We start from the raw sequence: 13,874 nt of genomic DNA, 5'->3' as shown, positions 1-13,874 counted from the left end.
TTTTGGCTGGATCGCGGCTCCGGTTAACGGCTCAGGCCGGCGGGCGCGTTAGCGGGCTTGTTAGCGGGCTTGGCAATTCCCCGAGATCCCAGAACAGGCCGGCCATCACCGTCAAGGCCTCTTCGGTCAATGGCAGCAGGATGTGCTCATTGGGCGCATGCTGGGAGCAGCCGGGATAGGAGTGCGGCACCCAGATCGTCGGCAGGCCCAATATCTCGGAAAACACGTCATTGGGCAGCGAGCCGCCGAAATTCGGCAGCACCGCCGGCACTTTGCCGGTGGTCTCCTTCACCGAATTCGCCGCCCATGCGATCCAGGGGCTGTCGAAATCGGTGCGCGATGCCGCGAAGCTCTGTGCGGCCCGCACTTCGACCATCGGAAAACCCCTTTCGACCAGATGCGCACGGACGGCTTCGATCAGGCCGTCGACCTTGGTGCCGACCACGAAGCGCAGTTGCAGCACGGCATTGGCGTGGCCGGGAATGGCGTTGGCCGGCTTCTCGATGTTTCCCGACGACATCGCCAGCACTTCGAGCGTGTTCCAGGCATAGAGCCGCTCGGCCGCCGAAAGACCCTCCTCGCCCCAGTTCTCGGCCAACGCCGGCTCGTCCTCGGTCGGCACCACCTGCACGTCCGCAAGATAGCTGCGGATCTGGTTGGTGAGGCGCGGCGGCTTCAGCGCGTCCAGCTGAAGGCGGCCGTGGCCGTCGACCAGCGTCGAGATCGCGTTGACCAGAATGGTCGCTGGGTTGGCGAGCACACCGCCCCAATTGCCGGAGTGATGGCCGCCGTCGCGAAGGTTCACATCGAGATGAATGCGGATGCCGCCACGGCAGCCGAGGAATAGGGTCGGACGGTCGGCGGACAGGCGCGGCCCGTCGGAGGCCACGAACAGATCGGCCTTGAGCGCATCGCGATTGAGATCGCAGACCTTGCCGAGATCCGGCGAGCCGATCTCCTCGCCCATCTCGAGGATGAACTTGGCGTTGAAGCCGAGCTTGCCGCCGCGGGCCTCGCGCACCGCGCGGAGTGCCGCCATGTTGATGCTGTGCTGGCCCTTGTTGTCGGCGGTGCCGCGACCGTAGAGACGCGTGCCCGAAACCGTGGTGCGCCAGGGATCGCGGCCGTCGCGCCACTCGCCTTCCATCCCGTCAACGACGTCGCCATGGCCGTAGATCAGCACGGTCGGCGCCGTCTCACTTTCGCGGCGTTCGGCGAACAGGAACGGCGCCTTGCCGCTGGGAGATTCGATCATCCGGCTTTCGAAATCGAGCGCGGCAAAAGCGGGCACCATCTCCTGTTCCAGATAGGCGCGCAGCTCGACGCTCCGGTTCGGATTCTGGCTCTCGGTCTGGTAGGCGACGCGGCGGTCGAGTTCGGCGAGGAACGCGCCCGATTCAAAATCGTCACGGGCGCGGGCGATGGCATCGGCTCTGGTCATTATTTTCTTTTTTAGGTTGCGAGGCGAAGGAGCATACCCGATACGGGCAGGCCTCCGAAAGTGGCGGGGACTTCGATAGTCTTGGGATTTCGTTCTTGCTCTCTTGAGATTGGCTTGCCAAGCGCGGCAGCGCCGCTGATTTTGGCCTTGCCAACGTCGCGCTATATGCAAGAACTTCGCCAAGTTCGGGCGCAGCTCTATCATTCGAAGAGCGCCCGGTACAGGGCGCCGGGGGACCATCATGGCCAAGCAGATCAGGCTCAATGCATTTGCGATGAATTGCGTCGCGCACCAATCACCGGGCTTGTGGACCCATCCGCGCGACCGCACTGCCGAATATAACCGCCTGCCCTATTGGATCGATCTTGCCAGAACGCTGGAGCGCGGCCGTTTCGACGGACTGTTCCTGGCCGACGTGCTCGGCGTCTATGACGTCTACGGCAACAGTCCTGACGCAGCCTTGCGCAACGCAGCCCAGTCGCCCTCGAACGATCCGCTGCTGCTGCTGTCGGCAATGGCCGCCGTGACGCAGAATCTCGGCTTCGGCGTCACCAGCAATCTCTCCTTCGAGCCGCCCTATCCGTTCGCGCGGCGGATGTCGACGCTCGATCATCTCACCGAGGGGCGTATCGGCTGGAACGTCGTCACCGGCTATCTCGACAGCGCCGCGCGCGGCGCCGGCAAGGACAAGCAGATCGGGCACGACGACCGCTACGAGATCGCGGACGAATATATGGAGGTCGTCTACAAGCTCTGGGAAGGGAGTTGGGAGGACGACGCCGTGCTGCGCGACCGCACGCGCGGCATCTTCACCGATCCCACAAAGGTCCATCGCGTCAACCACGAGGGCGCGAACTACCGCATCAACAACACCATCCACCTGAGCGAACCGTCGCCGCAGCGGACGCCCGTGCTGTATCAGGCCGGCACCTCGCCGCGCGGACGGCAGTTCGCGGCACGGCACGCCGAATGCGTGTTCATGTCGGGGCCGTCAGCCAAGGTGATCGCGCCGCGCGTATCGGCGATCCGTCAGGAGGCCGCCGCGTTCGGCCGCAATCCGGCGGAAATCCTGATGTTCTCGATGATGACGATCATCCTCGGGCGGACGGAAGCCGAAGCGAACGAAAAATATGCCGACTATCGCCGCCACATCAGCCCGGAAGGCGCGCTGGCGCTGATGTCGGGATGGACCGGAATCGACTTCTCCGGCTACGAGCTCGATCAGCAGGTGCGCCATGTTCAGAACGATGCCGGCCGCAGCGCACTCGATAACGTCACCCGCGCCGATCCCGATCGCGTCTGGACCGTGCGCGACGTCATCGAGCATGTCGGCGTCGGCGGCGCAGGTCCCGTCGTGGTCGGCACGCCGGAAATGGTCGCGGACAAGATCGAGGCGTGGTTCGAGGCGACCGATGTCGACGGCCTCAACGTCGCCTTCGCGATCTCACCCGGCGATTTCGAGGACATCGCCGACATGCTGGTGCCGGAGCTGACGCGACGCGGGCGGTACAAGGCGGAGTACGCGCAGGGCACGCTACGCGAGAAGCTGTTCGGCGAGGGGCGGGCGCGGCTAGGTGCGCCGCATCCGGCGGCAGGGTTCAAAGTGGGGAGAAAGGGGTAGCGCCGCTAGGTACGCTGTCATGCCCCGGCTTGACCGGGGCATCCAGCACACCGCAGCGTCTCGACTCAATCACCGCCGCCTCTGGAATCCTGGATCACCCGCCTTCGCGGGTGATCACGACTGATAATGTGGCGGCACCAATGCCGCAGGTGACGCTGCCCTACAGCTTCCCGTCCACCATCACCTCGATCAGTTTCGTCCCCGGCCGGCCAAACGCCGACGCCAGCGTCGCCTTCAACTCTCGGGGATCGCTGACTTTGATTGCCTCACATCCCAGCGCCTTAGCCACGCCCGCGAAATCCACCGGCGGATCGACAAAATCCATGCCGACGTAATTGTCGTCGCCGTGGAAGGCGAGCAGGCGCTGCTTGATGATGCGGTAGCCGCCATTGTTGGCAATGACCACATTGAGCGGCAGCTTGTGATGCGCCGCTGTCCACAGCGACTGGATCGAATACATCGCGCTGCCGTCGCCGGAGAAGCAGACCACCGGGCGATCGGGATTGGCGATGCTGGCGCCGACGGAGGCCGGCAGGCCCCAGCCGATGCCGCCGGAGGCAAGGCCGTGATAGCCGAAGCGATCGCGGTGCGCACGCAAGGCCGTGATCTGGCGGCTCGAGGTGAGGCCTTCGTCCACGAGGATGGCATTAGCGGGCATGGCCTCGACCATTTGCAGCACCAGCCAGTCCGGATCGATGGGGCTGCGGTCCGCGGCCTTGCCGATCTGCTCGACCAGCGCGGTGCGCCGCGCGGTCCAGTTCCTCGGCGCGAGTTCGGTCAGCCGTTGCTTCGCGCGGCTCGCCAGGGCAGCGCCGCCCATCTCCTTCAACACCGGGACCAGCGCGCGCAGCGTTTCCTTCAAATCCGCCTTCAGCGCGATCTCAGCCCCGTAGTTCTTGGCGATCTCCCAATCGCCGAGGCCGATCTGCACGATGCCAAGGCCCTCCGGCAGCGCGTCGACCTCGCTGTAGACCGACATCCGCAAGGGATCGCCGCCGAGCGCGATCAAGAGGTCGAAGGGCGCAAGCGTGTCGCGCGCGACTTTCTGGACACGTGCCAGCGTGCCGACGAAGCTCGGGCTCTCCGAGAGGAAGTGCGAGCCATAGGGCGTCGAGGATTGGTAGGCAGCCGCGCCGAGTAGTTCTGCGAGTTCGGCCGCCTCCTTGAGCGCATCGCTTTTGACCACCTCGTCCATGGTGACGATCACGGGACGCTCGGCCCTGAGCAGCCGGGCGGCGAACGCCTTCAGTGCCTCATCCGATGGCCTTGTGCGAGCGTCAATGCGGGTGGAGCGACCGAGATCGATCCCGGCCTCGCTGTTGAGGATATCGCCGGGCAATGAAATGAACACCGGCCCGGTCGGCGGGGTGGTCGCGACCTTGGCGGCACGGCGCACGATGCGCGGCAGATCCTCGAGCCGCGTCACCTCGACCGCCCATTTCACCAGCGGCTCGGCCATGCGCACCAGCGGGCCGTAGAGCACCGGCTCCATCAGTCCGTGGCCCTGCTCCTGCTGGCCCGCGGTCAGGATCATCGGCGTGCCCGTGAACTGGGCGTTGTAGAGCGAGCCCATCGCGTTGCCGAGGCCGGGCGCGACATGGACGTTGCAGGCGACCAGCTTTCCGGAGGCGCGGCTATAGCCATCCGCGATCGCCACCACCAGGCTCTCCTGCATCGCCATCACATAGGCGAGGTCAGGGTGATCCTTCAGCGCATGCATGATCGGCAGCTCGGTGGTGCCGGGATTGCCGAACAGATGCGTGATGCCCTCGTCCTTGAGCAACGCGAGAAAGGCGGAGCGGCCGGTGATCTTGTTCTTCATGTTTCCTCCAGAAGCGGACGTTGCCGCAAGGCAAAAAGCATGATGGCCGAAATCGCGGGAGGCGCGCAAGGAAGCGCGGTCATGGCTGCGTTGCGTGGGACAGCGCTACATCTCCTCGCGCCCCAACTCGAACGGATCCTCGCCGCTCGCCCGCTTCTTTTTTTTCGAGCGCTGCCAGACCACACCGGGAAAGCCTTTCAGCGGCACCAGCGGCTCGCCGGTATAGGTCCATTCCTGCAGCTCTTCGATCGCGATGTGATAGAGCGGCTGGCGGCCGGTGCGTTCCCTAAACAGCGCACGGGGGATGTTGACCATATGCGGCCCGCGCGGGCGCTCATATGCGATCGGCGTGCCGCAATGCGCGCAGAAGCTGCGCGCGGTCTTCGTTGCCTTGTCCTCGTAGCGCGTCAGCGCCGACTTACCTGCGGTGATGCGAAACCGCTTCTTCCAGCTTCCGACATAGGTTGCATAGGCGGCGCCGTGGGCGCGACGGCTGGCGGCGGAGTGATCGTGCCAGGCCCAGCGTGCGGGAACGTCGATCTCGAAGGTAACCCTGCCGCAGAGGCACTGGCCGGTGGCTATACCTGCGGCGGCTGCGGCTTTGGCCATTGTCTCTCCTCTCGTCATTGCGAGCGCAGCGAAGCAATTCAGAGTCTTGCCGCCGAGGCAGTCTGGATTGCTTCGCTGCGCTCGCAATGACGGAGTTCGTGGTGTCAGTCGGGGCAACACAATAACTCTGTAGCCCGGATGAGCGAAGCGACATCCGGGAAGACCAGAGCTTGAGTGAACCCCGGATATCGCTTTGCTCATCCGGGCTACAGCAGTGTCAGACCGGCGTCAGTTCGTCGTACGCGGGATAATCCGTATAACCCTTCTCCTCGCCACCGTAAAACGTCGCACGGTTATACGGCGTGAGAGGGTAATCGTGCTGCAGGCGGAGCGGCAGATCGGGGTTGGAGATGAAGATGCGGCCGAAGGCGATGATGTCAGCATGCCCCTCCGCAATGGCGGCGTTCGCGGTCTCGCCGGTAAATCCGCCGGCGGTCATCAGCACGCCGCTGTAGAGCGGGCGGAACAGCAGCATCGCCGACGGCACGTTCTGCCAGTTGACTTCGGCGCGCCCCGAGCCGCTGGAGCGCGGTTCGATCAAATGCAGATAGGCAAGACCGAGCTTGTCGAGCGCGTTGACCACGTGCGTGTAGAGCGGCATCGGATCGGGCTCGCCGGAATCATTGGCGATGCCGTGGGGCGACAGCCGCACGCCGACGCGGCCCGCGCCCCAGACGTCGATCGCGGCCTCGGTCACTTCGAGCAGAAGCCGCGCGCGGTTCTCGATCGAACCGCCATATTGATCGGTGCGCTGGTTGCTGCGTGATTGCAGGAATTGCTCGAGCAGATAGCCGTTGGCGCCGTGGATCTCGACCCCGTCGAAGCCGGCGGCCAGCGCGTTCTTCGCACCCTGCCTAAAGGCCTCGACGATGCCCTTGACTTCATCCGTGTCCAGCGCGCGCGGCGTCTCATAGTTGGAGATCTTGCCGTCGGCAGTCATCGCCTTCATGCCTTCGGCCTTGATCGGGATCGCGGAGGCCGAGACCGGCAGCTCCCCGCCGTGGAAGGAGGAATGCGAGACGCGGCCGACGTGCCAGAGCTGGAGAAAGATGATGCCGCCCTTGGCGTGCACGGCGTCGACCACCTTGCGCCAGCCCGCGATCTGCGTCTCCGAATAGATGCCGGGCGTCGCTGGATTACCGCGGCCGTGCGAGAGCACGGGCGAGGCCTCGGCGATGAGCAGGCCGCCTTGGGCGGCGCGCTGGCCGTAATATTCGGCGTTGAGCGGCCGCGGCGAAAAGCTCTCGCGCTCGGCCCTCATGCGCGTCAACGGCGCCATCGCGACGCGATGCGCGAGCGTGTACGGACCGACCTGCAACGGTTGAAACAACGCCTCGAATTTCATGCTGGCCTCGAATGGCGAAGGAAGGATGCGCATCATATAGCGAGGGGCGGCTACCGAGAGAAGGCGCCGCCACTGCAAAAGCAGATATTCCCTCCCGCGGAACGCGGGAAAGACCAGTGTTACGCCGTCTTGATCCAGACGGCCTTCACGTTGAGATATTCCTCGACGTGCTGCTTGCCGGACTCGCGGCCGTAACCGCTCATCTTGTAGCCGCCGAAGGGGACGGCCGGGTCCATCGCCTGGTAGCAGTTCACCCACACCGAACCGGCACGGAGCCTCTTCGCGACCGCATGCGCCTTGCTGACGTCCCGCGTCCACAGGCCCGAGCCGAGACCGAACGTGGTGGCGTTGGCGCGCTTGACCAGTTCGTCCATGTCCTTGAACGCGATCGCGGAAATGACGGGACCAAAGATCTCCTCCTGCGCGATGCGCATATTGTCCTGGACGCCCGCGAACACTGTCGGCGAGACGAAGAAGCCTTTTGCAAGCGCGCCTTCGGTGACGCGGCCACCGCCGGCAAGCGCCCGCGCGCCTTCCTTTTGGCCGATGTCGAGATAGCTGGTGACGCGCTCGAGCTGTTGCTCGGACACCAGCGGTCCGATCTGGGTGTTGGGATCGAGGCCGTTGCCGACCTGCAGTTTCTTGCCGAACTCGGCCACGCGGCCGACGAACTCCTCATAGATCGACTGCTCGACGAAAAGCCGGGTGCCGGCGCTGCAGATCTGTCCCGAATTGGCGAACACCGCCATCGCAGCGCCCGGCACGGCCGCATCGAGATCGGCATCCGCGAACACGATGTCCGGCGACTTGCCGCCGAGCTCGAGCGAGACGCGCTTGAGGTTGCCGGCCGAGGCGCGGATGATCGACTGGCCCGTGACATGCGAGCCGGTGAAGGCAACCTTGTCGACGTCGTGGTGTGCGGCAAGCGCCGCGCCCGCAGTCTCGCCATAGCCAGGCACGACGTTGATGACGCCGGGCGGAACGCCCGCTTCCATCGCCAGCTCGGCGATGCGCAGCGAGGTCAGCGGCGCTTCTTCGGCCGGTTTGAGCACGACGGTGCAGCCGGTCGCGATCGCCGGACCGATCTTCCAGATCGTCGCAGTCAGCGGACCATTCCAGGGAATGATGGCGCCGACGACGCCGATCGGCTCCTTCAGCGTGTAGGAGAAGATTTCGCCGGGCAGCGAGTTCTCGATGGTCTCGCCATGGATCGCGGTGGTCTGGCCGGCATAATAGCGCAGCATGCCGACGGCGCGCAGGCGATAGGCACGGGTACGGCTGAGCGGCGCGCCCATGTCGAGCGTGTCGAGCTGCGACAATTCGTCGAAATTCTTCTCGACGAGGTCGGCAAGCTTCAGGAGCAGATTCTGCCGCTCGAACGGCTTGACCTTGCTCCAGGGCCCTTCGAAGGCGCGGCGAGCGGCAGCAACTGCGCGATCGATATCTTCCTTGTCGCCCTCGGCCACTGTTGCGAGCAGTTCGCCGGTCGCGGGGTTGTGGGTCTCGAAGCGCTTGCCTGAGGCAGCATCGACCCACTTCCCGTCGATCAGCATCTGCTTGTAGGATCCGTTGGCGAATGGATGGCGTGTGATCGGAATAGCCTGCGACACAGCCATGGCTGAACTCCCTGTCAATGATTGATTGGTTCGATCTGGGTGGGATCGTTGGTCGATAGAATACTGCGATGCCGGACAGGCGTAAAGTAGAGGCGTAGAGTCGGCGCGGAACGAACACCTCCCATGCCGACTTGTGCGGGGTCGCGCGAGTGCCATGTTATAGCACGACCGAGCCCCTCCCCGGAGACCGATCCATGCCACATCCCGCGATCATCAAAGACAATGTTGCCGTGATCACCGGTGGCGCGTCCGGCATCGGATTCGCCGCCGCCGCAGCCTTCGCGCGAAACGGCGTGAAGGTGTGTATCGCCGATGTGGATCAGGCGCGGCTGGCGGACGCCGCGACAAGACTCTCATCCCTCACGTCCGCCGCACATGTGATGACCTTCGCGATTGACGTCAGCAAGGCCGAGAGCGTGATGGAACTGGAGCGCGCCGTCCGCGAGCGCTTCGGCGGCACCGACATCCTCATGAACAATGCGGGCATCCAGCCCGGCAGCACGCTGTTCGGCGAACCCGACAACTGGCAGCGCATCATCGGCGTCAACATGTGGGGCATCATCGACGGCTCGCGCATCTTCGCGCCCAACATGATCGCGCGCGGCAGGGCGGGGCTCATCATCAACACCGGCTCGAAGCAGGGCATCACCACCCCGCCCGGCGATCCCGCCTACAACGTCTCCAAGGCCGGCGTGAAAGCTTTTACGGAAGCGCTCCAGCACGAGCTGCGCAACACTGCGGGTTGCCGCATCACCGCGCATCTGCTGATTCCCGGCTTCGTCTTTACCGGCCTTACCGCGAAGGGCCGGACGGAGAAGCCGGCCGGGGCGTGGACGGCCGAGCAGACCGTGCATTTCATGCTGGCGCGGCTGGAGGCCGGGGATTTCTACATTCTGTGCCCGGACAACGACGTCCCGCGCGCGCTCGACGAAAAGCGCATGCTGTGGGCCGCGGGCGATATCGTGGAGAACCGCCCGCCGCTGTCACGCTGGCACCCGGACCATGCGGATGCATTCGCGAAATTCGTGAAGGGGGATTAGGCGTTTTTCCTTCTCCCCTTGTGGGAGAAGGTGGCGCGAAGCGCCGGATGAGGGGTTGCATCCGCAAATTCAGGAGCAGTGTCTCTCGCAGAGAGAAACCCCTCGCCCGTCTCGCCGCTATGCGGCGAGCCACCCTCTCCCACAGGGGGAGAGGGCGAAGAAACCTACAGCGTCTCTTGCTGGTGCCCGCAATTCTTGCATGCGAATTTGATGCGGGTCTGGCCCTTTGGCGCCTGCACCCGGTTCGGGGCGCCGCATTTACCGCAGACGGCCTCGATGCGGGTATCCCCCTGCTTGACGACGACGGTTTTCTTTTCCATCGATTCGCGGATCAGGCGCTCGGCCTCCTCACGCAGGGATTGTTTCGACAAAGCTCGTCTCCGCCATAAATGCGGGCGAGGCTTATCCCACCTGCGGCGAAATCACAATCCGAAACGGCTGCTCAGACCTCCACAATCACGTAGCTGTCCTCGACATGCACCGGAAAGGTCTCGGCAACATACGGGCCTTTCTGGAGTTCCTCGCCTCGCTCCACCGCGACCGGATATGACCTAATCTTGACGCGCTTCGGGTCGAACCAGGATTGGCCGTTGCGCATGTCGAACTCCCAGCCATGCCAGGGACAGCGCAGCATCTCGCCGACGCGCGAGCGCTGATAGATGCCGGGCTCGGGCGAGGTCAGTCGCGCGACACAGGCCGCTTTCTCCAGCGGCGCGCCTTCGTGCGGGCAGCGGTTCAGCAAAGCGAAGAACTCGCCATTGACGTGGAACACGACAATGTCGCGGCCGGCGACATCGACGACCTTGTTGCCACCGGGTGGGATCTCCGAGGTGGACGCGACGATGTGACGGGCCATCCGTGCAGACCTTCTCAGAACTTGTAGACCGCGCGGGCATTGGTGCTGAAGATCTTCCTTCGCTCGGCCTCCGTCAGTGGCGTCTTGAACGCAAAGCGCGGATCGTCGAAATCCCAGTGCGGATAGTCCGACGAGAACAGGAGACGGTCGATGCCGACCCATTCGATCAACGAGCGCAGGTGCCGGGCTTCGTCAGGTTCGTCGATCGGTTGCGTCGTGAACCAGAAATGCTCGCGGACATATTCCGACGGCTTGCGCTTGAGATGCGGCACCTCGCTGCGAAACCGCTCAAAATGCTGGTCCATTCGCCACACCGCGGACGGGATCCAGCCGAAGCCGCCCTCGATAAAGACAAACTTCAATTTCGGAAAACGCTCCGGCACACCCTCGATCACGAGGCTGGCAAGCTGCGCCGCAATGGTGTGCGCGTTGGACTGGTGCTCCTCGACATAATAGGACGGCCAGCCGCCACCGGTCGGCGCATGCCCGCCATAGCCGCCGACATGGATGCCGAGCGGCAGGTCCAGTTCTTGGGCACGCTCGTAGATCGGCCAGTAGCGGCGGCGGCCCAACGGCTCGTTGGCGCGCGGCGAGACGTTGATCTGGACGTATTCGCCGATTTTCGCGCAGCGTTCGATCTCGGCAATGGCGAGATCGACGCCGTCCTGCCCGACCAGGATCGAAGCCTTCAGGCGCGGGTCGCGATGCGACCAGAACGCCAGTTGCCAGTCGTTGATGGCACGCTGGATCGCGGCGCCGAATTCGAGGTTCTGCTGCGAGAAGATGAAGAGATCGAGCACCTGCAAAATCCCGAACTCGACATCGAGCGGATCGAGATGCTGCTTCTGCATGAAGGCGAGATCCGAACCGGGCGGCCCGCCGGTCGGCGGCCAGGCATCGCGCCGCGCGATCAGCGGCGAAGAGCGCGGATAGGGCGTGGTGAACAGATAGGGCGTGCGCAAATGGCTGCCATATTCCTTCAGATGCTGCTGCCAGCGCTTTGGCAGAAACTCGTTGAGATCGTCGAACGAATGCAGGCTCGGATGAACGTCGCAATCGACGATGCGCAGCCGCGAAGCGGCAGGCTTTTCGTCTTCTCGTAGTGGGCGGTCGATGACGTCACTCATGCGAAACTCCGGTCTAGTTGGCGAGCGACAGCCGCGGAAACGTCTCCAGCGGGTTGTCGACGCACATCTTCGAGATGATGCTGTTCGGCAGGTCCGGCGGGATCGGATCGTCGCCGTCGAACTGCCAGTGCGGATAGTCGGACGCGAACAGGAACATCTTGTCCGAGCCGATCTGGTCGATGATCTCCTCGACGCTTTTGGCGTCGCCCGGCGCGTCGAACGGCTGCATTGTGACACGAAAACTGTCGCGGATGATCGCTGCCGGCTCGCGCTCGACCCAGGGCACCTCGACGCGCACGCCGCGCCAGGTCTTGTTGGCGCGCCACATGAAAGCCGGGAGCCAGCTCACGCCGGATTCCATCAGCACGACCTTGAGGTCCGGAAACTTGCCGAACACGCCCTCATAGATCAGGCTCAGGATCTGCGCCTGAAATGCCTGCGCCTCGACGAAGTAATATTCGTAGCGGTGCGACGGCCATCCGGCCGAGCTCGGCGCCTGCCGATATTGCGTGCCGGCGTGGATCGCGAGCGGCAGCTTGTACTTTTCCGCGAGCCGATAGACCGGCCAGAAATGCCGGCGTCCCAGCAGCGTCTCGCCCTGCGCCAGCACGAGGATCGAGACGAAGCGGTGATCGCCGGCGCGGCGCTCGATCTCCTCGACCGCCAGATCCGGATCCTGCATCGGCACCACGATCGAGGCACGCAAGCGCGCATCGCGCGACAGCCACTCAGTCGCGATCCAGTCGTTGATCGCCCTGCAGAAGTCGGCCGCCATGTAGGGATCGAACACGGCCTGAGCGCCGTAGAGCACGTTGAGAATCGCGTGGCTGGCACCCAACTGCTCGAATGCGCCCTTCTGTACCATCGCAAGATCGGAACCAGGCTTTGCGCCGTTCGCCGGACGCCAGTCGGCGCGGCCCGCCAGCGGCATGCTGGGCGGATAGGAGGTGAGATCGAGCCCGTCGATGGCGCGGCTCACGACCTGCTCTTTCCAGTGATCGCTGAGATAGGGCAGCAGCGTCGTGCGCGTGCCACCAACCGCCGGGTGGATGTCGCAGTCGATCCGCGTCACCGCCATGAAGTTCCTCGCCGAGATCTTGTAAGCACATCTTTTTGGCGGCATTCTTTGTGTGCCGCTCGTGCAGAGTGCTCCGGCCGCTGCCGGTGCGCAAGAGCGCACGCCCGCGCGATCCGTCATGGCTCGGTTGCATTTCGCAGGCGCAATACGAAGTTTGGCGGAATGCAGGTCGGCGCCGAGGCAGCGGAGCGAATTACTCCGCTGCTTCCTCGCGTATTGTCATGCCTCTCAAGCCGCCTTGGAGACTTCCATCAGTAAACGTTCCGCCCTGGCATCCTCGATGCGGTTCACCATCCGGCTACTTTCATGGTTGTCCCGGACCGTCTTGGTCAGGGTGATGCAAGTCTGGATCAACATGACGATGCCCATGGTGAGATAACCCTTCATCCAGAGGTCGATCGGCAGGAAGAAGATGCCGATGGCGATGAGGAAGGCGGAGGCTGCGAAGGACACGTAAGTGAAAGTCACCCAGGCGCCGCTGTGGGGCTGGCCATTCTGGTTCATGATGGTCTCCTGTTGGTTCGAATGATGATGGGTTTGGGATCAGACCGTCGGCGTGCGCTTGGACTTCAACCGTGCCAGCACGTCGTCCGCGGTCGTCTTGAGCCTGGGGCCAAAACCCTGCTCGGCGAGTTTTTCGGCGGTGGCGAGCGGACCGGTGGCCGCATCGAGCTCGACCAGCGCGTCGTCGGCGGCGTGGGCTTCCATCTGCCGCTCACGAAGACGCCTCAAAGTGCTCTCCGCCTCCGGCAGCGTGGATTCGTAGGGGCGTGCCGCCTCGATGCCGCTGCGGCGAAGCGAGCGCACCGCTTCCGAGGCACGGGCGACGCGGCGGCCGCGGTCGAGCTCGGTGATGCGGGCCTGCGCGCTTGCGACGTGCCGCTTCAGCCGCGCGATTTCGGTTGCGAACAGTGCGCGGGCCGTCAGCGCCGCATCGCGATCGGCCTCCAGGCCCGCGATGGCTTCGGCAGCATCGTTGGCGAGATCCTCGCGGTCCCCGTCGAGCGCCGCGACCGCGCGCATCTCGAGATCAGCGATGCGGGCGACGGTCGCCTCGAGCTTGCGAGCTTCCTGCTGGTCCTGCGCAATCGCCAGCGCAAGGGTCCGTTTGCCGCGCTCGACGGCCGCGGCCGCGTCGCGCATCTGTTGATCGAGGATCAGAAGGGCCGTCCGGTCTTCCAGCTCCTCGCTGGCGGCGGCCACGCTGCCGCGGAAAAGTGTCACTACGGTCTTGAACATCTGAAGCTCCCTGTTATGAGCGTTGCTCACGGATGGTTTGTAGCAAGAAACTTGAACATCGTTCAAGGAATATTTGAACG

General features: G+C 64.2%; 13 protein-coding genes. 2 read left to right on the top strand and 11 right to left on the bottom strand.

The genetic code is table 11. The features are described from left to right. Positions 1–31: 31 nt before the first annotated feature. The gene (locus ACIPUD_RS13680; protein ID WP_018453379.1) at positions 32–1,441 is read right to left on the bottom strand and encodes a M20 family metallopeptidase; all 1,410 of its coding nucleotides are present in this window, start codon (positions 1,439–1,441) and stop codon (positions 32–34) included. Between the two features lie 241 nt (positions 1,442–1,682). Between ACIPUD_RS13680 and ACIPUD_RS13675 the strand changes: the two genes are divergently transcribed. Further along, the gene (locus ACIPUD_RS13675) at positions 1,683–3,062 is read left to right on the top strand and encodes an LLM class flavin-dependent oxidoreductase (RefSeq protein WP_446480832.1); all 1,380 of its coding nucleotides are present in this window, start codon (positions 1,683–1,685) and stop codon (positions 3,060–3,062) included. A 160-nt stretch (positions 3,063–3,222) separates the two neighbouring features. Here the strand turns inward: ACIPUD_RS13675 and ACIPUD_RS13670 are convergent, their stop codons facing one another. The 4 genes from ACIPUD_RS13670 to ACIPUD_RS13655 form a co-directional block, all read right to left on the bottom strand. Beyond that, positions 3,223–4,884, bottom strand: a complete 1,662-nt coding sequence (locus ACIPUD_RS13670) for a thiamine pyrophosphate-binding protein (protein ID WP_446480831.1) — start codon at positions 4,882–4,884, stop codon at positions 3,223–3,225. A gap of 105 nt (positions 4,885–4,989) precedes the next feature. Beyond that, positions 4,990–5,493 (bottom strand): GFA family protein, encoded by a 504-nt coding sequence (locus ACIPUD_RS13665; RefSeq protein WP_446480830.1) that lies wholly within the window; start codon positions 5,491–5,493, stop codon positions 4,990–4,992. Positions 5,494–5,710: 217 nt separating this feature from the next. Continuing rightward, positions 5,711–6,838: an alkene reductase gene (locus ACIPUD_RS13660; RefSeq protein ID WP_446480829.1), complete on the bottom strand. Its 1,128-nt coding sequence runs from the start codon at positions 6,836–6,838 to the stop codon at positions 5,711–5,713. Positions 6,839–6,957: 119 nt separating this feature from the next. Further along, a complete protein-coding gene (locus ACIPUD_RS13655; protein WP_247299325.1) occupies positions 6,958–8,454 on the bottom strand; it encodes an aldehyde dehydrogenase family protein in 1,497 nt (498 codons plus the stop codon). A 194-nt stretch (positions 8,455–8,648) separates the two neighbouring features. Here ACIPUD_RS13655 and ACIPUD_RS13650 point away from each other — a divergent pair, with 194 nt between their 5' ends. After that, entirely contained in the window at positions 8,649–9,494 is an 846-nt protein-coding gene (locus tag ACIPUD_RS13650) for an SDR family NAD(P)-dependent oxidoreductase (protein ID WP_446480828.1), read from the top strand. A gap of 164 nt (positions 9,495–9,658) precedes the next feature. On the opposite strand, the gene ACIPUD_RS13645 is transcribed toward ACIPUD_RS13650, so the two are convergent. From ACIPUD_RS13645 to ACIPUD_RS13620, 6 genes are all read right to left on the bottom strand, one after another. Further along, complete coding sequence (locus ACIPUD_RS13645) at positions 9,659–9,865, bottom strand: hypothetical protein (protein WP_007615092.1); 207 nt, start codon at positions 9,863–9,865, stop codon at positions 9,659–9,661. Positions 9,866–9,936: 71 nt separating this feature from the next. Continuing rightward, positions 9,937–10,350, bottom strand: a complete 414-nt coding sequence (locus tag ACIPUD_RS13640) for a Rieske (2Fe-2S) protein (RefSeq protein ID WP_027565497.1) — start codon at positions 10,348–10,350, stop codon at positions 9,937–9,939. Positions 10,351–10,364: 14 nt separating this feature from the next. Continuing rightward, a complete protein-coding gene (locus ACIPUD_RS13635) occupies positions 10,365–11,477 on the bottom strand; it encodes an amidohydrolase family protein (RefSeq protein ID WP_085385450.1) in 1,113 nt (370 codons plus the stop codon). A 13-nt stretch (positions 11,478–11,490) separates the two neighbouring features. Next, positions 11,491–12,555 carry an amidohydrolase family protein gene (locus tag ACIPUD_RS13630; protein WP_018453370.1) on the bottom strand — a complete coding sequence of 355 codons (1,065 nt, stop codon included), beginning with the start codon at positions 12,553–12,555 and terminating at the stop codon, positions 11,491–11,493. Between the two features lie 228 nt (positions 12,556–12,783). Next, on the bottom strand, positions 12,784–13,059 hold the full coding sequence (locus tag ACIPUD_RS13625; RefSeq protein ID WP_085361234.1) for a YiaA/YiaB family inner membrane protein: 276 nt from the start codon (positions 13,057–13,059) through the stop codon (positions 12,784–12,786). Between the two features lie 39 nt (positions 13,060–13,098). After that, positions 13,099–13,794: a PspA/IM30 family protein gene (locus ACIPUD_RS13620; RefSeq protein WP_446480827.1), complete on the bottom strand. Its 696-nt coding sequence runs from the start codon at positions 13,792–13,794 to the stop codon at positions 13,099–13,101. Between the last annotated feature and the right edge of the window lie 80 nt (positions 13,795–13,874).

The sequence above is a fragment of the Bradyrhizobium sp. CAR08 genome, from assembly GCF_052871955.1.
This window is presented reverse-complemented; position numbering and strand designations above follow the sequence as displayed.